Genomic DNA, 21,372 nt, shown 5'->3' on the forward strand with positions numbered 1-21,372 from the left:
TTTGCCCAGTTCAATTCAATACAGAATCACTACTGCTGAACCTGCAAAGATACAATCAATGTCTCATTCGACGGACCCATCCGCAGACCTTTGACAGGCGCGGCACAGCTGGCATCGCGGCCAGAGGCGACACGGACATATTTCTCATCCGGCGATACCCCGTTCGAGATGTCGAACCCGACCCAGCCGAATCCGTCGATATGCGCCTCCGCCCAAGCATGGGCAGCATCCTGATCGACGATGTCATTGATCATCAGATAGCCGCTGATATAGCGCGCAGGCACACCTTTGGTGCGCAAGGCGGAAATAAAGATCTGCGCGTGATCCTGACAAACCCCGGCGCCGATCTTGATCGCCTGTTCCGCCGTGGTATCGGCATTGGTCACGCCGGTCTGATAGGGCAGCGCATCACGGATCGCATTGGACAGATCATGCAGGGATGCAATCGGGTCCTTGAATTTGCCCAAAGCGCGCGCCAGATCGCGCACCCCTGCCCCCGGCGCTGTCAGCGGTGTGGTCTGTTTGAAATGCCACAATGGCGCGCGGCCATAGACCGGCCCCAGGATGCCCGCCTTGTCATGCGTAGTGACCTGACCAGAGGCCGTGATATCCACCGCCTCGGTCCCCGGAATCACGCTGACCAGATCGGTGTGATTGCCGTAATGGTCCTGATAGCTGGCCTCGATCTTGCCGCCGGTGATATCGATCTGCCAGTCATCGACAGTCTGCATCACATTGCTCAGCGGGCGCAGCCGCAGCTTTTGCAGCGCGAAATCGACCGGCATATCATAGGCATAGCTGGTCTTATGGGTGATATTGAGTTGCATCAGTTGTTAAACCTGTAGTCGATCTCGATCTGCATACCGATCGCCGCAGTATCGTCCAGAATTGACCCCACAAATTCATGCAGCCCTTCGTCAAAGATGGACCCGATGTCGCGGTCTTTCAACCTTGCGTGCATCTTGCGTGCCATCTCATGCGATGGTTTCACCTCGCCGTAATCCTTGGCCAGATGATCCAGATTTTCCACCAATTGCCGCGCGCAATGGCTCAGCGACCGGGGCATCCGCCCGTCAAGGATCAGGAAATCGGCAATCGCGGGGGCTGTGAAGTCATCCTCGACCGCCCAGCGGAACGACCGATGCGCGGACACCGACCGCAGGATCGTTTCCCACTGGACGTTATCCATCCGGCTGCCGACAAAGCTGGGCGAAGGCAGCAACGCGTAATATTTCACGTCAATGATCCGCGCTGTGCTGTCGATCCGTTCGATAAAGGTGCCAAGACGGCAGAAATCAAAGATATCATTGCGCAGCATGGTCCCTACCAAAGCGCCACGCACCAGCGCCGATTGTTGTCGGATCGTCGCCAATACGGCAGGCAATTCCGTTTCCGGGATCGGCCGTTTGAGCACATCTGTCAGCACCATCCAAGTCTCATTGATGGCCGCCCAGACTTCGGTCGTCAGAGCGGTACGGACCAGACGCGCATTGTCGCGCGCGGATTTGGTCACCGACAAAACCGATGACGGGTTATTTGCATCGCGCAGCAGGAAATTCACCACATTCGCACTGGTGTATTTATCATGCCGCTCTTCAAATTCCTGCCGCGCGGCAGAGGTGATGATGACGGATTTCCATTCTGATTCCGCGTCATTGGACCGGGTCAGCGCAATGCGGAACCCTGCCTCGATCAAACGCGCTGTATTCTCGGACCTCTCAAGGAACCGGAACATCCAGTAAAGACCGCCTGCCGTTTTTCCCAACATGTCAGTCTTCCAATATCCAAGTGTCTTTTGTGCCGCCGCCCTGGCTCGAATTTACCACCAGCGATCCGGCTTTCAGCGCGACGCGGGTCAAACCACCCGGCGTGATATTCACCCCCGACGGCGAGACCAGTGCGAAAGGCCGCAGATCCACGTGGCGCGGGGCGAGGCCTTTTTTGGTGAAGATCGGCACAGTGGACAGCGACAAGGTTGGCTGCGCGATATAATTGCTCGGGTTTGATTTCAGCTTGGCCGCGAAAGCCGCCAGTTCCTTTTTGCTTGCCGCCGGGCCGACCAGCATGCCGTAACCGCCCGATCCATGCACTTCTTTCACAACAAGATCAGCAAGGTTATCCAGCACATATTTCAGCGCATCAGATTCTGAACAGCGATGCGTTTCAACATTCTTCAGGATCGCACGTTCGCCAGTATAGAACTCAACGATATCCGGCATATAGCTATAAATCGCCTTGTCATCTGCCACACCCGTGCCGGGCGCATTGGCAATCGTGATATTGCCCGCGCGGTAAACATCCATGATCCCCGGCACGCCGAGCATGGAATTGGGGTTGAACGTCATCGGATCAAGGAAATCATCATCGACCCGGCGATAGATCACATCGATCTGCTTGTAGCCACGGGTCGTCCGCATAGCGATATGGCCATCAACCACACGCAGGTCATGGCCTTCGACCAGTTCCACACCCATCTGATCGGCCAGAAAGCTATGTTCGAAATAGGCGGAATTGTGAATGCCAGGGGTCAGCACCGCGACTCGCGGCCGCCCTTCGCAGCTTGCAGGCGCTGATGCTTCCAGCGACCGGCGCAGGCTCTTGGGGTAATCGCTGACCGGCTTGACCTTGATCTTGCTAAACAATTCCGGGAACATCTGCAGCATCGTCTCGCGGTTTTCCAGCATATAGCTGACACCGGACGGCGTGCGCGCATTGTCTTCCAGCACATAGAAATCATCTTCACCGGTGCGGACGATATCGGTGCCGACGATATGGGTATAGACCCCACCCGGCGGGTTGAAATCCATCATCTGCGGCAGAAAGGCGGCATTCTTGGCGATCAGGTCAATCGGGACGATGCCTGCCTTCAAAATCTCCTGCCGGTTGTAGATATCATGTAAAAAGGCGTTGATCGCCCGGACCCGTTGTTCGATCCCGCGTGACAGGCGGGACCATTCTCCGCTCGACACGATCCGCGGCACCAGATCGAACGGGATCAGCCGTTCTTCGGCGTCGGATTGGCCGTAGACGTTAAAGGTAATCCCCGTGCGTCGGAAAAACGCCGATGCCTCTGCTGCTTTTTTGGCAAGCCGGTTATTGTCCTGCGACGCAAACCATTCATCGTAATCCACATAAGGGGGGCGTGCGCCTGTGGCGCTGATCATTTCATCGAAATGGGTGTTTTCATCATTCATAACTTAAACCTACCGGGTTCTGCACAGAGCGCAATGATATAACCGCGCGCGTTATTTTAAGTTCCGGTCACTTGCTTAAATTTTAAGCACAACACCCTAGCGGCTGATCACCAGCTCTGCTTTCAACCCTCCAAGCGCCGCACTTTGCCCCAGCCGCAGCACACCACCATGGCTGCGCGCAATATCCGCGACAATGGCAAGGCCAAGGCCCACGCCGCTGCCCTTGTCCTGATTGCGCGCAGGGTCCAGCCGGACGAAAGGGCTGATCGCCTCGTCATATTGCTCCGGCGGAATGCCCGACCCGTCATCTTCAACCCAAAAGCGCACTGCGCGTTCGGTCACCTGCACGCCGATCTCTGCCCGGCTGCCATAGCGCAACGCATTGCCCAGCAGATTGTCCAGCGCCCGCCGGATCGCCAGAGGGCGCAGATTGACGGGCACCTCCGCCCCCTCAATTGCCGCAAGGCTGACAGGCTGACCCATACGGGTCGCATCATGCAACACCGCGCGCACGATATCCCCCGGCACCACCCGTTCCAGATGATCCGCCGCATCACTGCGGGCGAAATCCAGAAATGTATCCAGCAGCTTTTGCATGTCATCGACATCGCGCAGCAGATCCTCCGCCTCGGCATCATCCAGCATTGACAAGCCCAGCCGCAGCCGGGTCAGCGGCGTGCGCAGGTCATGGCTGACACCCGACAGCATCATCGTGCGGCTCTGCGTCTGCCGTTCCAGCCGGTTGCGCATATCAAGAAAAGCCATGCCAGCCGCGCGCACCTCGACCGCGCCGGTGGGCGAAAACGGTGTGATCCTGCCTTTGCCATAATCTGCTGCCGCCTGCGCCATCCGCTTGATAGGGCGCAATTGATTGCGCAGGAACTGATAGGCGATGATCGTCATCAGCCCGCCCATCACGATCATGATGACCAGCAGTTGATGCGGGTTCGATGCGGACATCCGCCTGCGGCTCAGATCCATTTCCAGCAGCCCGTGCCGTGTCTGCACCCAAAGCGTGACGCGCCCGCGATCAGCCAACGACACCACCTGCACCGCATCAATCCCCTCGCGCAGTGTGTCCATGACCGTCGCCCCGGTCAGATCGGCAAAAGGGTTGATATCGCGGTCCGGCACATCGTCGGCTGGCAATTGCGTCCGGATCTGCAACGCCCGGCCCAAAGGCGCGATGGCCCGGCGCGCGCTATCGATGTTGTCGGCATCATTGGCGGTGTCGATGATGAATTGCAGATCGATATTCACAGCACTTGTCATCAGCTGCGTCACACCATCAAAATGGCGCTGAATAAAGACGACGGAGACCAGCAATTGCAAAAACACGACCGGAAACACCAGGATCAGCGCCGCCCGCGCATAAATCCCGCGCGGCATCATGTTCTTGATCCATCGCCAGTTCATGGCGCAACGCTAGCCTGCATCGCCCCCGGCGAAAAGTGCCGATGAACGCCGCCCCCACCTTCGCGCCCCGGACCGGGCTGCCAGTGATGCTGCGCGATGATCTGGCGCTGGTGCTGGCACCCAACCCGTCACCAATGACCCATCTGGGCACGAACAGCTATATTCTGGGCGGCGACAGGCTCGTCGTGATCGACCCCGGCCCGGCTGAACCGGCGCATCTGGCGGCTTTGCTGCATGTGATCGGCGACCGCGCGGTGGATTATATCTGCGTCAGCCATAGTCATCTGGACCATTCCGCCCTCGCCCCTGCCCTCTCCGCCCGGACCGGCGCGCCGGTCTGCGCCTTTGGCGACAGCACCGCAGGCCGCAGTGCCGTGATGGCGAAACTTGTCGCACAAGGCATGACAGGCGGCGGCGAAGGGATCGACCATGACTTTCGCCCTGACCTGCTGCTGGCAGATGCGGATGACCTGCACGGCGACTGGGGCCGGATCACCGCGATCCATAACCCCGGCCATATTGGCAATCACCTCTGCTTTGCTTGGCAGGACGCGCTGTTTTGTGGCGATCACGTTATGGGCTGGGCCAGTTCACTGGTGTCTCCGCCCGACGGTGATCTGACCGATTTCATGGCCTCTTGCCGCAAACTCGCCCGCCTGCCTGCCACCATATTCTATCCCGGCCATGGCGCGCCGGTCAGTGATCCGCAAGCGCGCCTGCAATGGCTGATCGATCACCGGCTGGGACGCGAGGCGCAGATCCGCGCCGCCCTCGCCCAAGGCCCTGTCACCGCGCGGGACATCACAGCACAGGTCTATGGCGTTCTCGACCCGTTGCTGCTGCTGGCGGCAGAACGCAACGTAATGGCGCATCTGATCGACCTGACCCAACGCGGCCTTGTCAGTGCCAAACCGGCAATCGGTGAAGCGGCCATTTTTGCCATTTCGGGGGTCAATCAGCCAATGTGACAGGAATTTGAAAAACCGGCCAAAAGCCTCTGGACGGCGCGGAATCACATTGCTATACGCACCCCATGTTCCGACGTAGCTCAGCGGTAGAGCAGTTGACTGTTAATCAATTGGTCGTAGGTTCGATCCCTACCGTCGGAGCCAATTCCTCTTATAATTGAGATAGCTACACAAAAGCCGCCCAACAGGGCGGCTTTTGTGTTGTCGTAATCCCAATAGAAAAGGGCGCGCTTTCGCGCACCCTCTCATGTCTTGTTTAGTCAGCGCGTCCCTGCACCACGGGGCCCTTTGATCCTGGCGCAATAATGCCGTTGACGAAGACCAGCGCCACGGCCATGGCCAATCCGATCAGATCGGTGACAAGCCCACCCGAAATCATGCACAGCGCCGCCACCAGCAAAGCCGCCCTGATCAACGGTCCGGCGCTTTTGCCCCAGAGCCAGCCTTGGATCGAACAGGCCAGCAGGAACACACCGATCATGGCCGTGGTCAGCGATTGTGCAATCTGAAGCCAAGGTGCATCCATCAACAGCGCGCTGTTGTAAAAGAACATGAACGGCACGATGAACGCGGCCAGACCGATCTTGAACGACGCCACTGATGTGGCCATCGGGTCTGCGCCGGAAATCCCCGCCGCCGCATAACTCGCCAAGGCCACAGGGGGCGTGATGGCCGACACAACGGCAAAGTAGAACACAAAGAAATGCGCCGTCAGCGGGTCAATTCCGAGCCGGATCAGGCCGGGTGCAACAACCGATGCGGCCACCGCATAGGCTGCTGTTGTTGGCATCCCCATCCCCAACAGGATCGCGATCACCATGGCGAAGAACAAGGCCAGCAATTGACTGACCCCGGCCAGCCCCAGCAGCAATGCAGAGAATCTGGCGCCCACCCCTGTCAGGGAAATCACACCGACAATGATACCGGCACAGGCACAGACCGCGATGATCTGGATCGACATCGTCCCCGCCAGATGGAAGGCATAGGCCACCGACCGCAGCCCCATCCGGTAAGGTGTCAGCCAGCTGACCACGGCGGCTGCCGCTGTCGCATAGGTCCCGGCGCGGATCACCGAATAGCCCATGAACAAGGCGGCGATCAGGATAATGATCGGCAGGAACAGGAAGACCTGTTTCAGCATCGCCTTGACCTTCGGCAGATCCTCGGACCGCATGCCTTTCATCCCGAGCCGCGCCGCCGACAGATCCACCATGAAATAGACCGAAGCGAAGTAAAGGATCGACGGGATGATCGCCGCAATCGCGATCTCCTGATAAGGAATGCCCGTGATCTCGGCCATGATAAAGGCACCGGCACCCATGATCGGCGGCATGATCTGGCCCCCGGTCGAGGCCGCAGCCTCGATCGCGCCGGATGTTCGCTTGTCATAGCCGACCTTATGCATCAGCGGGATCGTCAGACTGCCGGTGGCCACCACATTGCCCGCCGAGGTGCCGTTGATCATGCCCATCAGGCCCGATGCAAAGATCGCCACCTTGGCCGGGCCGCCGCGCTGACGGCCGGTCAGGGCAAAGGCGAAGTTAATGAAATATTCACCCACTTTAGAGGCCTGCAGGAAAGCCGCAAAGATGATGAACAGGATGATATAGGTCGATGACACGGCTGTTGTCTGGCCCAGAATGCCGACATCAGTGTAAACTTGGCTGAAAAACCGCTGCAAGGCGATCTGCGGGGAATTCAGGACACCGGGCGCCAGATGGCCCAGCCAGACATAGACCAGAAAGATCCCAGCGATGATCGGCAGTGCCAGCCCGGTGACCCGCCGTGTCAGTTCCAGGATCAGCGCGGTGCCCGCGAGGCCCGCCAGCGAAATCCCCAGCGGCGCAAAGGATGTGCCGGTCGAGGCGCGGATCGGTGTGTTGAAAATGGTGATCAGATAGCTTGCCACCGCGATCCCTGCGACCAGCAGCACCAGATCGGCAGGGTTGATCCGGTCGCGCGGTCGCTGATGGACCCAAGACAGCACGATGCCGCCGAACGTCGCCACCAGTAGTGGGATGCCGAAAAGCCAGCGTTCGTTGAACAGGATGGTCGGGTCCATCCCGTTCCATGCCGTGCCCGAGGCGATCAGGCTTTGGAACCAGAATGACACGCCGAGCGAGAACACCGCCGGCACCATCAGCGCATAGGCCAGATAGGTCAGCATCCGGTCGCGGCCATCTTCTGTGCGGTCGACAAAGGATGTGCCCGAAAACATCAGGAACCCAAGGCAGGTCGCCCCGGCGATATGCAGCGTCCGGTAGGTCCAGGATTCCATCGGCAATTGCGGCAGGAAGGGGATATTCACCAGACCGCCCGTCATGTTGCGGATCGACAGGCCGTTCAATGCCGCGATGTGAAGAAACGCATAGATCGCCAAAGCACCAGCGACGATCCAATAGGTCCGGCCTTCGTAAAGGCGGCGGTTATATTCAATGACTTCCTCATCGGCACCCGTGCCGACCAAGGGCCCGGTGTCATCATCCAGGGCGGTGGTGTTTGAAAGATCGGCGCGTGTCATGGTGCATGTTCCCTGAAAATCCCGGAGGTTGCGCCCCGGTATACTTGCCGGATGTTGGCCACCCGGTCTGGTCGAAAAGGGCCGGTGCTGTCTGCGCCGGCCCTGTTAGTCTTATTGCTTGATCATATCCACTGGAATGTCTGCGCCGTTTTCAACGAACCAGCGCGCGGCACCAGGGTGCCACGGGATCACCGTGTTTTTGTCCCAGTTTTCAAAGATCGTGGTCTCAGCCGAGGAATGAACCTGCATCATCCGCTCATTGTCTTCCATGACCACGCGGGTCGCTTCATAGACAAAGCTTTCCGGCAGATCACAATTGACGATGGCAAAGTTCCACATCGACACAGCTGCCAGATCTTCGGTCAGGCTGGCGTAGGTCCCGGCAGGAACGTCGAAATTCGCGACCGGAAACAGCTCTGTCATCATCGTGCGTTCTTCGTCGGTGAACGGGATGATATTGACGTCAGTCGATGCTTCAAGTTCGGCCACCTGTGGGATCGGCACACCGGCTGCAAAGGCGATCACGTCGATCAGACCATCCTGCATCTGGCCGCCCAGATCGTTCCAGCCGCCGTTGCGGCGATCAAATTCGACCCCCAAAGCGGTCAGCATTTCCGGGAAGTACACGTCAGCTGTCGCACCCGATGGGCCGAAACCAACGCGCGATCCGGCCGGGATCTCGCTCAAGGATGTGATGCCGGAGCTGGCAAGGGCGACCGCGTGGAACGGTGTTTCATACATTGGGAAATGCGCGCAGACATTGGTCATTTCCAGACCCGGTGCCAGCGGGCTTTCGCCTGCGATGCTGACCTGTGCAGGGCCCATTGTGGTCATGCCAAGGGCTGCTTCGCCGGTATGGACCAGCGCCATGTTCTGCATCGGGCCGCCGGTGACTTCGGCGCCGCCGGTGACGCCCAGTTCTTCGGCGATCAGGTTGGCATAGCCCGACCCGTAGACAAAGAATGTGCCGCCCTGCGACGCAGTCCCCACGGTAAAGCTGGTCGGCCAATCGGTCCGGTCAACCTCTTGCGCCACTGCGGGCAGTGCCGCAGCCAATGCGATGGCAGATGTGCCAAGAATGGATTTAATCATCGAATTCCTCCCAGATGAATGAGCGCTGAATGCAGCTGCGGAACGCCCGTCTGCATGCGCGATTAGTCGTGCGAAAATAGCGGCGGAACCTGTCTTGTCAAACTGTTATAACGCCGACGGCCCATATTTCATGTGCGATCCGGGCTGTGTGGCGCGGTCATCCCTGCCGCGGCCTGCGCCTTGTCGTCGCAGCATCCGGGCCTGCGGTTGCCCCGCTGCCCGGACCTACACGTCATGCGGGCGTTTCAGAAATCCTCCCAGCCATCGGTCTTGGCCGCAGCGCGCCGCCCGGTGGTGCCGGTCATCGCCGCGGCTGGCGCAGGCCGGGCCGGATTGGTCCCCGCAGCGCGCGATTTGCCCTGCAAAGGATGCAACGGCATGATGTTATCGGCCGTTTGCAGATGCTGGCCCTCTTCAGCCAGCCGGAACCGGGCCACAAGATCGGCCAGATTACCCGCTTCGGCATTCAAAGCATGGCTGCTGGCGGTGGCTTCTTCGACCATCGCGGCGTTTTGCTGGGTGACCTTGTCCAATTGCGTGACGCCGATGTTGATTTCGGCAAGCCCGGTGGATTGTTCCTCGGCACCTGCCGCGATTTCAGACACCAGGCCCGAGATATGGCCGATATGTTTGGCGATCTTCGTCAGGGCATCACCCGCCTGCCCCACCAGCCCGACGCCGGTTGTGACCTGATCAGAACTGCCTGCGATTAGCGTCTTGATCTGTTTGGCGGCTTCGGACGAGCGTTGCGCCAGCGCTCGCACCTCTGACGCGACGACGGCAAAGCCGCGCCCGGCCTCGCCCGCCCGGGCCGCCTCGACCCCGGCATTGAGCGCGAGAAGGTTCGTCTGGAAGGCAATATCGTCAATCACACCGACAATCTGCGAAATTTCACCCGAGGAGCGTTCAATGGCGGTCATCGCGGCCACCGCCTTATGGACGACAGGTTCGCTGGCATCGGCATCATCGCGGGCGCTGGCGACGATGTTTTCCACCTCGCGCGCGCCATTGGCGGCGGATCGGACGCTGGCTGTCAGCTCGTCCAGTGCCGCGGCGGTCTGTTCCAGCGTGGCGGCCTGATTTTCAGTGCGGCGCGACAGATCGTCTGAGGCGCTGCTCATCTCATGGGCGCGTTCGCGGATGCCCACGGCGCTGTTGACCACCGACCCGACCGTGCCGTGCAGATTGGCCACCGTGCGGTTATAATTGTGACGCAGCTGTTCATAGGTTTCATCGAACGGCGTGTCGATTGTCGCGGTCAGGTCACCATCCGCCAGCGCAACCATCGCCTGGCTGAGTTCATCGACCACGCGGGCCTGTTCGGCCTGCACCAGTTTGCGGTCTTCCTCCGCCGCGTCAGAGGCGCGCAGCTTGTCGCGAAAATCGACCAGCACATGCGACAATTGGCCCAGCTCATCACTGCGGTTGGTATCTGCCACCTCGAAATCATAATCGCGGTCAGAAACCCGCACCATGCCCTGCCGCAGCCGGTCCAGCGGGCGCAGCACCGACCGCGCCGTCCACAGGCCAAGCACGGCAGCGATCAGCATCACGATAGCGCTGATCACCAGCATCTTGTCGCGCACGGCGATCACCGGTTCCATCACCTCTGACAAAGCTGTTTCACCGACGAGGCGCCATTGCGTCCCAAAGACATTGATTTCGACCACATCGGCCATCGCAGGCGTGCCTGCTATACCGGGGATATTGGCAAGGAACACCGAACTATCGGTCAATGCGGCCTGTGCCTGCGGCTGGTCAGACATATCCAGCCCGGCCTCAAAGCCATTTTCGAGCCGCGAATGGCTGCGCGTCTTGCCATCGGCACCAATCACATAGACCTGCCCGGTTTCCCCCAGACCGACGGGATTATTGACCACATCGTCGATTTCATGGGCTGATACCTGCACCGCAACCACGCCAGTCAGCGCGCCAGCATCATTGACGACCTGCGCGGCGAGAAAGGCAACAACGCCATCCTGCGCGGGTGCGTAATCGCTGTATTCAACGCCGTAAACCTGATCGGCTGTCCCGTCGAGCGCGGCACGAAAGGCCGCGCTGAGCCCGGTATCGCGGAACGTGCCGGTCTGCACATTGGTCGCCAGATCCTTGTTCTTGGCATAGGAATAGATCACGTCGCCCGCCGGATTCATCAGGATGATGTCATCAAACCCGTCAATCTGTGCCTGCGTGCGAAAGAACGGATGAAACTGGCCGTGCTGCGTATTATAGGGAAATTCCGCGACAGCCTGATCGAGCAGGTATTTTTCGCCCTGCGGATGCGGGTTGCTGTCGATGAATGCGGCGCGGATCTGTTCGGGGTTCCCAAGCAATGTGTAGGACGACCCCAGCAATCGCGTGGCATTGATGACGGATGGCGAGCTGCTGAGGCTGCGCAGATCGGTCTGCAATTGATCATACCATCGTTCGACGGATTGACTGCGTTCTTCGGTCAGCACCTCCAGCTTGCGTTCCATCAGATGCAGGAAACTATGGCGGAAATCGACATAGCCAAGCACCGCCACCACGACCGAGGCACAAAGCCCGATACTGGCGATGATGACAGGCAGTTTTCGTGACAGTGAGATTGAATTTAACGATAGCATACGCATGTGACGCCTCTTGATGCCGGATGAAGTTCGTAGCGTTATCGCATCAAGCAATTAAAATAAGTTTAAGCGCCCGAACGCTCCCTCGCCTTGTCCGGCAAGGCCGGAATCCGCGCCAGATCGCAGCTTGCAAAAGCGGCTGGGGCTGTCACAAAAGAGCAGCTTTCCCAATTCAGGTACTTTGTGATGACGACTACTGTGCAGGCCGCGCTCTGGATGATCGGCGCGATTGTGGCTTTTACCACGATGGCGATCGGCGGGCGCAGTGTCAGTGCCGAACTCGATACGTTCGAACTGATGCTTTATCGCAGCGTGATCGGGATTTTCATCGTGCTGGCGGTCGCGGGTTATGCGGGGACGCTGCACCAGATCCGCGCGCAAAAGCTGGGGCTGCATTTCGTGCGCAATGTCTGCCATTTCATCGGGCAGAATCTGTGGTTCTTCGCGATCATGACAATCCCGCTGGCGCAGGTTTTCGCGCTGGAATTCACCACGCCGATCTGGGTGTTGCTGCTGTCGCCATTGATCTTGCAGGAACGGCTGACCGGGATCGGGCTGATCGCGGCACTGATCGGTTTTGTGGGCATCCTCATCGTCGCCCGCCCTGACCCCAGCAATATGAGCCCCGGTCTACTGGCCGCTGCGGGCTGTGCGGTATTTTTCGCGTTAAGCGCGATCTACACCCGCAAGCTGACCCGGACCGAAAGCGTTACCTCGATCTTGTTCATCCTGACCACATCGCAAGCCGTCTTTGGCCTGATCTGCGCAGGTTATGATGGCGATATCGCCGTGCCGTCGCTGGCGCTGATGCCTTGGGTCGTCATCATCAGCATCGCAGGTCTGGTCGCGCATTTCTGCCTGACCAAGGCGCTGGCTATCGCCCCGGCCAGCACAGTCATGCCGATGGATTTCGCGCGTCTGCCGACCATCGCTGTGGTCGGCATGGTGCTGTATAACGAACCGCTGGAACTGCTGGTCTTTGTCGGTGCTGCGCTGATCTTTCTGGGCAATTACGTCAATATCCGGCAATCCCGGCGGGCGATGGCAAACTGAACTGTTCGGTTCATAAATTACCCATCATCAGGTCGTTTCATAATAAAGTTACGCTACGGCACAGAGCGATGCTGACGTCGGGTCATTAATTGACGCAGGTGCAGCGGCCTCCTTATCCATATTGGATATCAATGTGTGATATTCATGGGGGGAATAATGGTATGAAAACCACACTGACACTGGGGGCAGCCCTGCTGCTGACAACATCGATGGCGCATGCGGGCGGAATTGAACGCGCGGTGCCGTCCATGGCATTGTTGTTCGAGGATGGAAATTATCTGGAATTGTCATTCGGCCATGTCACGCCCAATGTAAGCGGGACGCAGGCGATCACGCTGGGTGCCGGGTCGCGCGCGGGCGCAAGCTCTGGCAATGTGACCGAGGATTACAGCCTGTTCGGCTTTAGCTATAAGAACCAGATCAACGACAATATGGCCATCGCGCTGATCATCGACGAACCTTATGGCGCGAATGTCAATTATGCTGCCGATACGGATTACGCCTTTGGCGGTGGTCTGTCACCTTTGGGATCGACCGCGACGATTGAAAGCACCGGCATCACGGCATTGCTGAGCTATGAGATGCCGAACAATGTCACGGTCTATGGTGGCCCGCGCGTTGTGCGCACCGCTGGCGAAGTGGCCTTGTTCAACGGCTATACGATGGATTCCTCGCGCGAGACCGACTTTGGCTATGTCGTCGGTGCCGGCTGGGAACGGCCTGACATTGCAGCACGTGTGTCGCTGACCTACCACAGCGCTGTGACCCATGATTTCCGCGCCGATGAATTTGCCCCCGCCCTTGGTGTGACGGTCCCGACAGAGTTCACGACGACCATTCCGCAATCACTGACCCTTGAAGGTCAGACCGGGATCGCCGCCGACACATTGCTGTTCGGGTCGATCCGTTGGGTGCAATGGAGCGAATTTGACATCTCTCCCACAATCTATGGCCAAGGTCCCGGCAATCCGACTCTGGTTGATTACGACGATGATGTCGTGACCTATAATCTTGGCGTCGGGCGTCGTTTCAGCGATCAGTGGTCGGGTGCGCTGACCGCGGGCTATGAGGCGAGCAATGGCGGTTTCTCGGGCAACCTTGGTCCGACCGACGGCAACACAGCACTGGGCGTCGCGGCGACCTATACGATGGGTGACATTCGTATCACAGGTGGCGTGCGGCATATCTGGATCGGCGATGCAGAAACCGCGGCACCGGCACCCGTACCGGCTGGCACGACTTTGGGCAATTTCGATGACAATTCGGCCTGGGCGCTTGGTCTGCGGGTTGCCTACAACTTCTGATCCGAGGCGCTGAACCTGCCGGAAAACCCCGCCCCTTACTGGGCGGGGTTTTTTCGTTGCATCCCCGCATGATCCGGGTTGCGCTTTGCGGTGCAAAGCAGTCAATTCCCCGCCATGAGACCATTGCAGAAAACCATGTCGGGCCGCGCTTGGGCGGAATTATTGTTGCTCTCCCTGATCTGGGGGGCATCGTTCCTTTCGGTGCATGTCGCACTTGAGGAAATCGGGCCGCTGACCTCGGTCGCGCATCGTACCTTCTGGGCGATGCTGATCCTCTGGGCCTATGTCGCGCTCCGCCGCCTGCCCTTGCCGCGCAATCCGGCGATCTGGGGCGCGTTCTTGATCATGGGTCTGCTGAACAATGTGATCCCGTTCAGCCTGATGGCCTGGGGGCAATTGTATATTGAAACCGGGCTGACGGCGATCATGAATGCCTCGACCGCGATATTCGGGGGCATCACGGCGGCAGTGTTTCTGGCGGATGAGCGGATGACATTGCGCAAGGCGATTGGCGTCGGCCTTGGGTTCTTTGGCGTCGCCACGGCGATTGGCCTGTCGGCATTGACGCAGTTTGATATCCGGTCCTTGGGGCAATTGGCAGTGTTGGGCGGTGCTTTCAGCTATGCCATGGCAGGCGTCTGGGCGCGCAAAACGCTGGCCGGGCTGACGCCGCAGGTCGCGGCGGCGGGGATGCTGGCGGGGTCGAGCCTGATTGCTGTGCCGCTTGCCTGGGCGCTGGAAGGGCCGATCAGCCTGAACCTGCAGCCGCAGACATGGGCCGCCATCGGATATTATGCGGTCGTGGCGACAGCGCTGGCCTATCTGCTCTATTACCGCGTGCTGGCAATGGCGGGCAGCGGCAATCTGATGCTGGTCACCTTGATGGTCGCGCCCATCGCGATCACCCTCGGCGCTGTCGTGCTGGGCGAAGCTTTGCCGCTGCGCGCCTATGCCGGTTTCGCGCTGCTGGCCTCAGGTCTGGTGATCCATGATGGAAGGCTGGTCAAGGCCGTCCAGCACCGCCTGCGCCGCGCGCAGGCCGGGGGCTAGACCACCGCGCCCGAGCCTGTCCATCGTGGTATCCATCGCGGCCTGCTGTGCCGTGGGGTCCGACAGCACGGACAGGACGGCATCGGCAATAGGTCCGGGCTGGCAGGCCTTGCCGATGAATTCTGGCACTGTGCGGGTGTCGCTGACCAGATTGACCAGGGTGACGGTATCAACCAGCAACATGCGGCTGATGATGATCCGGCTGAGCCAGGCCATATCATAGGCGATCACCATCGGCGTGTTATTGGCGGCCAGTTCCAGCGACACCGTGCCGGACGCAGCAAGCGCCACATCAGCGCGGCGGAACCACGCGGGTTTGTCCGGCGAACCGGGCGGCAGCACAGTGACAGGCACGGGCCAGTCGTGGGCCTGCACCAAATCATGCACATTGGCGGTGGTCGGAATGATGAAGCGCGCATCGGGGATTTGCGCCGCGATCCGCGCCATCGCCTGCCCGAACCGGGGCGCGAGGCGGCTCACCTCCCCCTTGCGACTGCCGGGCAGAACCAGCACGGCAGTGCCGGGGCCAAAAGCTGCAGCCTCCTCGGCGCTGGCAATGTGATCAGTCACCACCGGATGGCCGACAAAATCGCAGCGCATGCCTGCGGCCTGCATCAAGGGCGGCTCGAACGGGAACAAGGCCAGCACATGGTCGATATGCTGCGCCATATGCGCCGCGCGTTTGGGCCGCCATGCCCAGACCGTGGGGGCGACGTAATGCACCGTCCGGATGCGCCTGCGCGCCTTGACCAGTTTTGCCACACGCAGGCAGAAATCGGGGCTGTCGATGGTGATCAGCACATCGGGTGCCGTGTCGACCACAGCATCGGCCATCTGGCTGATCCGGGCTTTCAGCGCGAAATATTTCGGCAAGATCTCGGCCAACCCCATGACCGACAATTCATCCATCGGAAACCGGCTGACCAGACCTTCGGCCTGCATCAGCGGCCCGCCGACGCCGTCAAACGTCACATCCGGGCGCAGCTGTTGCAGCCCCGCCATCAGCGCCGCGCCGAGCTTATCGCCCGAGGCCTCGCCCGCGATGACGAAAACCTTCATGCGCCGCCCTTTGGCCGGACCCAGAAACAGGCCCCGGCGCGTCCCAGAATATCGGTGATCTGATCGGGGTTCAGCACGATCACGCCGCCCGCCTCGACCACGATGCCCGCTAATCCGGCGGCGACAGCGCCACGCGCGGTTTGCGGCCCGATGACGGGCAGATCGGCGCGGCGATCCTGATCGGGTTTGGGTGCTTTGAACAGCACAGCGCCGCGCGCATCAATCGGCGCACCATCGGCCCCTGACAGCCATTCCGCAGCACCGCCCAAAAGCGAGCCCATCGCATCGACCGCACCCCAAAGCGGGTCATCGCCGGGGGCAAAGCGTGCGATCATCGCATCGGTGCCTTGCGCATCTTCGCGCGCGATCACCCTGCCCTGTTGTACGATACAGGCCTGCCCGACATCCGCGCGGCCCATCGCGGCGATGGTCTGTTCGCCCAGCACGGCATCCAGCCGGATCTGTGGCGACACCGCACCTGCCAGAATGCCCGGCGCAGGCAGCAGATCAGGGGCCAGCTCATGCACGGCGATGATATTGAACCCGGCATTTTCCAACATCGCGATCACGCCACGCAACGCGCCATCATCGCCTTTACCCATAGCCGCTTGCAATTTTGCAACCAGAGGGGTAGTTGCCGCGTCGATCTGCGCCGGATCAATCGGCGGGCGTTTTACCGCGCCAGCCATGCAGATATCGGTGACGCCGCGCGCGGCCAGATCGGCCAGAAAACTGCCCAGATGTTCAATCCGAAAGGTCAGATCCGGCGTGATCTGCGGCGGAAAGCCCGCCAGCGCACAAATCAACGGTCGCACAGGCAAGCGCGCCAGCAGCGCGGGCGGCAGATCACCTGTACCTGCGATCAGCGCCAGCATCAGCCGGGCGTCAGGAAATTGCGGTCGGACGGGCCCAGGATGAAGCGGACCATATCCTGCACATAGGGGCTGGCGCTTTCGTCGCCCAGCTTACGGGCACGGTCCTGAAAATTGCCTTCGCCATCTTTCAGCATCTGGAACGCGGCCCGCAGGGCGGTGATATCCGCGCGATCAACGCCTTTGCGTTTCAGCCCGACAAGGTTCAGCCCGTCCAACACGCCGCGTGGGGCCTGCACCAGACCATGCGGCACGACATCGGCGGTGACCATGGTCACTGCCCCGATAATCGCGCCCTGCCCGATCCGGACGAATTGATGCACGCCACACAGACCGCCGATGATCACGTCATCCTCGATGATACAATGGCCCGCGACCGCAGAGGAATTGACGATGATCACCCGATTGCCGATCTGCGCGTCATGGGCGACATGGCAGCCCGCCATCAACAGGCAATCATCGCCGATGCGGGTGATCCCGCCGCCCTGCGCCGTGCCGGTGTTGATCGTGACATGCTCGCGGATGCGATTGCCTTTGCCGATGCGTAACTGGGTCTTTTCACCGCCGAATTTCAGATCCTGCGGGATTTCACCGATCACGGCGAAGGAAAAGATCGTGCAGCCGTCGCCGATATGGGTGTCACCCTCGATCACCACATGGCTTTTCAGCACCACGCCGTCGCCCAGCACGACATCCGGGCCGATCACGCAGAACGGACCGATGCTGCAATCCGCACCAATCTGTGCGCCTTCCGCGATCACCGCAGAGGGGTGAATGCCCACCATCAGCCTTGCATATCCATCATCGCGGTAAATTCCGCCTCGGCGGCCAATTCGCCATCGACCGTAGCAATCCCTTTGAAACGCCAGACCTTGCCGCCGGGTTTACCGCGAGTGGTGGTGATCTTCATCTCAAGCACATCACCCGGCACGACCTTGCGGCGGAATTTGCAGGCGTCAATCGCCATGAAATAGACCAGCAGGTCACCATTGATAAGGCCCAGAGTCGTGCCGACCATGACGGCGGATGTCTGGGCCATCGCCTCGACAATCGTCACACCGGGCATGATCGGGTTGCCGGGGAAATGGCCCTGAAAATAGGGTTCGTTCATCGTGACATTCTTGATGCCGGTAGCCGAAGTGGTCCCGTCGATGCTATGCACCTTGTCCACCAGCAGAAACGGATAGCGATGTGGCAGGATTTTCTGGATCAGCTGGATATCGGCTGTGGTCACGGGGTCGGACATGGTTTTTCCTTGTTCTTGCAGCTTTGACACCCTGACTAGCAAGCCACGCGCGGCACGGCAAGCATGGCTATTCTGCGCCGTCGCCCAGCTCTGCATCGATGCGCGCGACGGCATCGTCAGTGATATTGGCGGCACGGACGGACAGGATCACATTGCGCTGTTCCAGCACCATGGCAGCGCCGCGTTCGATCATGATATTGGCGACAATCGCCTGCACCCGTTCTTCAAAGGCGGCGCGGGCGCGGGTCGCCTCGGCCTGCAATTCCACGGTCTTCGCCTCGCGGTCGCGCCGTACCTCTTGCACGCGGATGTCAAAGGCTGCTGCTTCGTCGCGGAACACGTCAGCGTCCATCGTGGCGCGGCGTTGGGTCAGGCTGCGTTCTTCTTCGGTCAGCTGCGCGACGATGGCGTCATTCTCCGATTGCAATGCGGCTGTCTTCTCGGCCAGATCAGCGGAAATGCGGCGGCCATATTCGGTTTCGAAAAACAGCCGCTCGCTGTCGATGATCAGGACCTGCGGCCCGGATGGCTGTGGCTGGGCTGCTGCAGGCAGCGCCAGCAGCAGCCAGACAATCATCGCGCGCCAGAGCATCATCAGAAGCTGGTCGAGATCGTCACGTCAAAGAACCGTGTTTCATCGCGGTCCTGCACGTCAAGCGGTTCGGTGAAATTGAACCGCAACGGGCCAATCGGTGTTGTCCAGAAAATCGAGGCACCGATCACCGACCGCCCGGTAAAGCTGTCATAATCAACCTGTGTGCTGTCATATCCGGTTTCCCAGACCGAGCCATAGTCAAAGAACACGCCACCAGACAACCCGTATTCACTGGGCAGACCCAGCGGGAATTCCGCTTCCAGCCGGGCGACGGCATAGGCATTGCCACCCAGCGCATCGTCAAAAGGTTCGACGGAGCGCGGGCCAACCCCGCCCGCTTCGAACCCGCGCAGCAACCGGCTGCCAAGGAAGAAACGGTCAGTGACCCGGCTTTGTCCTTCCTGATAGCTCAGATAGCCGCCTTCGACGGTGGCACGCAAAGTCACCTCTTCGTTCAGGATCATGCGTTCGGCACCGGCCAGCGCTGTGGTCTTGATGAACTGGCTGTCACCAAAGCCGAATTCCTGCCCAAACCGTAGAATGACCCCGGCGGTCGGGTCCAGCCCGGTGCGGCGGTTGTCAAAGGTGTAAGTATAGCCAAGCGAATTGGTGGTGACGGCACCGATATTCGCTTCGTCGCGGATGATCGGGCTGGCATCGTCCGACACGCCGGACAGATCGGTATAGTTGAACGCGTAAAACAGGCTCAACCGGCCGTTTTCACTGATCGGAAAGGCCAGTGACGGGCTGAACCGGAAGGCGGCGGTGTCATAAAGCGCGTTTTCATTGTCGGTTTGCAGATAGGACAATTCAATGCCGCCGCGCAGATCGCGGCCCAGCAATTGTGGTTCGGCAAAGCGGAATGAAAAGCGCTGGTTCGTTGCCGCGGTCGAGACATCGAAATCCAACCGCTGACCGCGCCCTTGAAAGTTGCTTTGACCGTAAGAGGCCAGCAAGCCCAGACCCGTATCCGTATTGTAGTTCGCGCCAAAGGACAAAGTGCCGGTCGGACCTTCGGTCACTTCGACATCGACGATAACCTGATTTTCGCTGGAGCCCTGCCGTGTTTCGACGGCAGCATTCTGGAAAAACCCAAGGCTGCGGATCCGGCGCGCGGAATCGGAAATTTCGCGCGGGTTGAACGGATCGCCTTCGACAACGCGGACCTGATTGCGGATCACCCGGTCAAGCGTGGTGCTGTTGCCCTGAATGTCGATCCGTTCGACGAAAACGCGCGGACCTTCGGTCAGCACGTAATTCAGATCCAGCGTCAGATCACGGTCATTGCGGGTGATCCGGGGTTCGACTTGGACAAAGTTGATGCCCTTTTGCACGGCCAGCCGTTCCAGACGGGTGATATCGGTATCCACCGGCACCGGCGAATAGACCGCACCGGCGCGCACCCGGATCGCATCCTGAAAATCGGCAGGATCGACGCCTTCGATGGCGCTGCTGACGGTGACATTGCCGAAATTGAACCTTTGCCCTTCGCGCACATTGAAGGTCACCAGATAGGCATCGCGTTCCGGTGTCAGGGTGACATCAACATTCTGCACTTCGAAATCGGCATAGCCGCGCGAGCGGTAGAAATCGGTCAGCAATTGCCGGTCCTGCGCGACCCGGTCGGGCGAATAGGTGTCGCGCGTCACAAGGGCACGCAGAAAGCCCGCCTGTTTGGTGTCCAGCACGCGGCGCAGACGGTCGGCCGAATAGGTGCGGTTGCCAAGAAAGGAAATCCGCTCAATCTCGGTCACGCCGGATTCGGTGATTTCAAACACCAGATCAACGCGGTTTTCCGCCAGACGGATGATGCGCGGTGTGACCACGGCATTGATCCGGCCCTGGCTGGCATAGGCCTGCGTGATCGCGGCGGTATCGGCCTCGGCCTGCACCGGGTTAAAGGCGCGGCGCGGTTCGGATTGCACCAGGCTCAGCAATTGCGCGTCACGCAGGCGGCTGTTGCCTTCGATGCTGATGCGGTTGATCGTTGGGAATTCGACAACGCGAATGACCAGAGTGCCGCCTTGCGGGATCACTTCGACAGTTTCAAACAGGCCCGATTCCCGGATACGCTGGGTCGCATCGTTCAGCTCGGCGGTACTCAGCGCCTCGCCCGCGCGCAGGCCCGCAAATGTCAGGATCGTGCCATCGGCAACACGCTGGTTACCTTCAATGGCAAAGCTGCTGAAAGACTGGCTTTGCCCGCTGGCAGGCCCCGTGGCCAGAACGGCCATCCCGGCCACTGTTGCGACCACGCGCGCCGTTGCCACGCCATGCGCCCAAGCGCGCCCACCAATTTTCTGCATTTCGACCGCCTGTCCTGAATTCCCAGTTGCAAACGGAGTAGCTGGATTGATTGTCGTTGTCAAAAAGACAAAACCATAGCGACCGTT

Annotated in this window: 17 protein-coding genes and 1 tRNA gene; 5 read left to right on the plus strand and 13 right to left on the minus strand. The window is 59.9% G+C overall.

From position 1 onward, the window contains the following. Positions 1-29: 29 nt before the first annotated feature. From VOY09_RS02650 to VOY09_RS02665, 4 genes are all read right to left on the minus strand, one after another. A complete protein-coding gene (locus tag VOY09_RS02650; RefSeq protein ID WP_322892434.1) occupies positions 30-827 on the minus strand; it encodes a transglutaminase family protein in 798 nt (265 codons plus the stop codon). Then, the gene (locus VOY09_RS02655; protein ID WP_322892433.1) at positions 827-1,768 is read right to left on the minus strand and encodes an alpha-E domain-containing protein; all 942 of its coding nucleotides are present in this window, start codon (positions 1,766-1,768) and stop codon (positions 827-829) included. The genes VOY09_RS02650 and VOY09_RS02655 overlap by 1 nt, the downstream gene beginning before the upstream one ends. 1 nt (position 1,769) lies before the next feature. Beyond that, the gene (locus VOY09_RS02660) at positions 1,770-3,194 is read right to left on the minus strand and encodes a circularly permuted type 2 ATP-grasp protein (protein ID WP_322892432.1); all 1,425 of its coding nucleotides are present in this window, start codon (positions 3,192-3,194) and stop codon (positions 1,770-1,772) included. 96 nt (positions 3,195-3,290) lie between these two features. Then, positions 3,291-4,610, minus strand: coding sequence for an ATP-binding protein (locus VOY09_RS02665; protein ID WP_322892431.1), 1,320 nt, complete (start codon positions 4,608-4,610; stop codon positions 3,291-3,293). 41 nt (positions 4,611-4,651) lie between these two features. On the opposite strand from VOY09_RS02665, the gene VOY09_RS02670 reads away from it, so the two are divergent. Both VOY09_RS02670 and VOY09_RS02675 read left to right on the plus strand, forming a co-directional pair. After that, on the plus strand, positions 4,652-5,578 hold the full coding sequence (locus VOY09_RS02670) for an MBL fold metallo-hydrolase (RefSeq protein ID WP_322892430.1): 927 nt from the start codon (positions 4,652-4,654) through the stop codon (positions 5,576-5,578). 69 nt (positions 5,579-5,647) lie between these two features. Next, positions 5,648-5,722: transfer RNA gene (locus tag VOY09_RS02675), tRNA-Asn, on the plus strand. 112 nt (positions 5,723-5,834) lie between these two features. Here VOY09_RS02675 and VOY09_RS02680 read toward each other — a convergent pair. The 3 genes from VOY09_RS02680 to VOY09_RS02690 all read right to left on the minus strand — a co-directional run bounded on the left by VOY09_RS02680 (position 5,835) and on the right by VOY09_RS02690 (position 11,803). Further along, the gene (locus tag VOY09_RS02680) at positions 5,835-8,099 is read right to left on the minus strand and encodes a TRAP transporter fused permease subunit (RefSeq protein WP_322892429.1); all 2,265 of its coding nucleotides are present in this window, start codon (positions 8,097-8,099) and stop codon (positions 5,835-5,837) included. A gap of 111 nt (positions 8,100-8,210) precedes the next feature. Next, positions 8,211-9,191 (minus strand): TAXI family TRAP transporter solute-binding subunit, encoded by a 981-nt coding sequence (locus VOY09_RS02685; protein ID WP_322892428.1) that lies wholly within the window; start codon positions 9,189-9,191, stop codon positions 8,211-8,213. A gap of 245 nt (positions 9,192-9,436) precedes the next feature. Then, the gene (locus VOY09_RS02690) at positions 9,437-11,803 is read right to left on the minus strand and encodes a methyl-accepting chemotaxis protein (RefSeq protein ID WP_322892427.1); all 2,367 of its coding nucleotides are present in this window, start codon (positions 11,801-11,803) and stop codon (positions 9,437-9,439) included. Positions 11,804-11,986: 183 nt separating this feature from the next. On the opposite strand from VOY09_RS02690, the gene VOY09_RS02695 reads away from it, so the two are divergent. The 3 genes from VOY09_RS02695 to VOY09_RS02705 all read left to right on the plus strand — a co-directional run bounded on the left by VOY09_RS02695 (position 11,987) and on the right by VOY09_RS02705 (position 15,207). Beyond that, a complete protein-coding gene (locus tag VOY09_RS02695) occupies positions 11,987-12,853 on the plus strand; it encodes a DMT family transporter (RefSeq protein WP_322892426.1) in 867 nt (288 codons plus the stop codon). 161 nt (positions 12,854-13,014) lie between these two features. Further along, entirely contained in the window at positions 13,015-14,157 is a 1,143-nt protein-coding gene (locus VOY09_RS02700; RefSeq protein ID WP_322892425.1) for an OmpP1/FadL family transporter, read from the plus strand. A 114-nt stretch (positions 14,158-14,271) separates the two neighbouring features. Beyond that, complete coding sequence (locus tag VOY09_RS02705; RefSeq protein ID WP_322892424.1) at positions 14,272-15,207, plus strand: DMT family transporter; 936 nt, start codon at positions 14,272-14,274, stop codon at positions 15,205-15,207. Here VOY09_RS02705 and lpxB read toward each other — a convergent pair. The 6 genes from lpxB to bamA all read right to left on the minus strand — a co-directional run bounded on the left by lpxB (position 15,130) and on the right by bamA (position 21,285). Then, the gene (gene lpxB / locus VOY09_RS02710; protein WP_322892423.1) at positions 15,130-16,266 is read right to left on the minus strand and encodes a lipid-A-disaccharide synthase; all 1,137 of its coding nucleotides are present in this window, start codon (positions 16,264-16,266) and stop codon (positions 15,130-15,132) included. The two genes, VOY09_RS02705 and lpxB, sit on opposite strands and share 78 nt — an antisense overlap. After that, complete coding sequence (locus tag VOY09_RS02715; RefSeq protein WP_322892422.1) at positions 16,263-17,141, minus strand: LpxI family protein; 879 nt, start codon at positions 17,139-17,141, stop codon at positions 16,263-16,265. The genes lpxB and VOY09_RS02715 overlap by 4 nt, the downstream gene beginning before the upstream one ends. After that, positions 17,141-17,923: an acyl-ACP--UDP-N-acetylglucosamine O-acyltransferase gene (gene lpxA, locus VOY09_RS02720; RefSeq protein ID WP_322892421.1), complete on the minus strand. Its 783-nt coding sequence runs from the start codon at positions 17,921-17,923 to the stop codon at positions 17,141-17,143. The genes VOY09_RS02715 and lpxA overlap by 1 nt, the downstream gene beginning before the upstream one ends. Further along, on the minus strand, positions 17,923-18,384 hold the full coding sequence (gene fabZ / locus VOY09_RS02725; protein WP_322892420.1) for a 3-hydroxyacyl-ACP dehydratase FabZ: 462 nt from the start codon (positions 18,382-18,384) through the stop codon (positions 17,923-17,925). Before fabZ ends, lpxA begins: the two co-directional genes overlap by 1 nt. 67 nt (positions 18,385-18,451) lie before the next feature. Further along, the gene (locus tag VOY09_RS02730; RefSeq protein WP_322892419.1) at positions 18,452-18,979 is read right to left on the minus strand and encodes an OmpH family outer membrane protein; all 528 of its coding nucleotides are present in this window, start codon (positions 18,977-18,979) and stop codon (positions 18,452-18,454) included. Then, positions 18,979-21,285: an outer membrane protein assembly factor BamA gene (gene bamA / locus VOY09_RS02735; protein WP_322892418.1), complete on the minus strand. Its 2,307-nt coding sequence runs from the start codon at positions 21,283-21,285 to the stop codon at positions 18,979-18,981. The genes VOY09_RS02730 and bamA overlap by 1 nt, the downstream gene beginning before the upstream one ends. Positions 21,286-21,372 lie beyond the last annotated feature (87 nt).

The sequence above is a fragment of the Yoonia sp. 67-2 genome (assembly GCF_035117555.1).
In the GTDB taxonomy this organism is placed as follows: domain Bacteria; phylum Pseudomonadota; class Alphaproteobacteria; order Rhodobacterales; family Rhodobacteraceae; genus Yoonia.

Bases quoted from the DNA above. Each gene is read 5' to 3' on its own strand.
- VOY09_RS02650 (WP_322892434.1), bottom strand. From the start codon at position 827: ATGCAACTCAATATCACCCATAAGACCAGCTATGCCTATGATATGCCG.
- VOY09_RS02655 (WP_322892433.1), bottom strand. From the start codon at position 1,768: ATGTTGGGAAAAACGGCAGGCGGTCTTTACTGGATGTTCCGGTTCCTT.
- VOY09_RS02660 (WP_322892432.1), bottom strand. From the start codon at position 3,194: ATGAATGATGAAAACACCCATTTCGATGAAATGATCAGCGCCACAGGC.
- VOY09_RS02665 (WP_322892431.1), bottom strand. From the start codon at position 4,610: ATGAACTGGCGATGGATCAAGAACATGATGCCGCGCGGGATTTATGCG.
- VOY09_RS02670 (WP_322892430.1), top strand. From the start codon at position 4,652: ATGAACGCCGCCCCCACCTTCGCGCCCCGGACCGGGCTGCCAGTGATG.
- VOY09_RS02680 (WP_322892429.1), bottom strand. From the start codon at position 8,099: ATGACACGCGCCGATCTTTCAAACACCACCGCCCTGGATGATGACACC.
- VOY09_RS02685 (WP_322892428.1), bottom strand. From the start codon at position 9,191: ATGATTAAATCCATTCTTGGCACATCTGCCATCGCATTGGCTGCGGCA.
- VOY09_RS02690 (WP_322892427.1), bottom strand. From the start codon at position 11,803: ATGCGTATGCTATCGTTAAATTCAATCTCACTGTCACGAAAACTGCCT.
- VOY09_RS02695 (WP_322892426.1), top strand. From the start codon at position 11,987: ATGACGACTACTGTGCAGGCCGCGCTCTGGATGATCGGCGCGATTGTG.
- VOY09_RS02700 (WP_322892425.1), top strand. From the start codon at position 13,015: ATGAAAACCACACTGACACTGGGGGCAGCCCTGCTGCTGACAACATCG.
- VOY09_RS02705 (WP_322892424.1), top strand. From the start codon at position 14,272: ATGAGACCATTGCAGAAAACCATGTCGGGCCGCGCTTGGGCGGAATTA.
- lpxB (WP_322892423.1), bottom strand. From the start codon at position 16,266: ATGAAGGTTTTCGTCATCGCGGGCGAGGCCTCGGGCGATAAGCTCGGC.
- VOY09_RS02715 (WP_322892422.1), bottom strand. From the start codon at position 17,141: ATGCTGGCGCTGATCGCAGGTACAGGTGATCTGCCGCCCGCGCTGCTG.
- lpxA (WP_322892421.1), bottom strand. From the start codon at position 17,923: ATGGTGGGCATTCACCCCTCTGCGGTGATCGCGGAAGGCGCACAGATT.
- fabZ (WP_322892420.1), bottom strand. From the start codon at position 18,384: ATGTCCGACCCCGTGACCACAGCCGATATCCAGCTGATCCAGAAAATC.
- VOY09_RS02730 (WP_322892419.1), bottom strand. From the start codon at position 18,979: ATGATGCTCTGGCGCGCGATGATTGTCTGGCTGCTGCTGGCGCTGCCT.
- bamA (WP_322892418.1), bottom strand. From the start codon at position 21,285: ATGCAGAAAATTGGTGGGCGCGCTTGGGCGCATGGCGTGGCAACGGCG.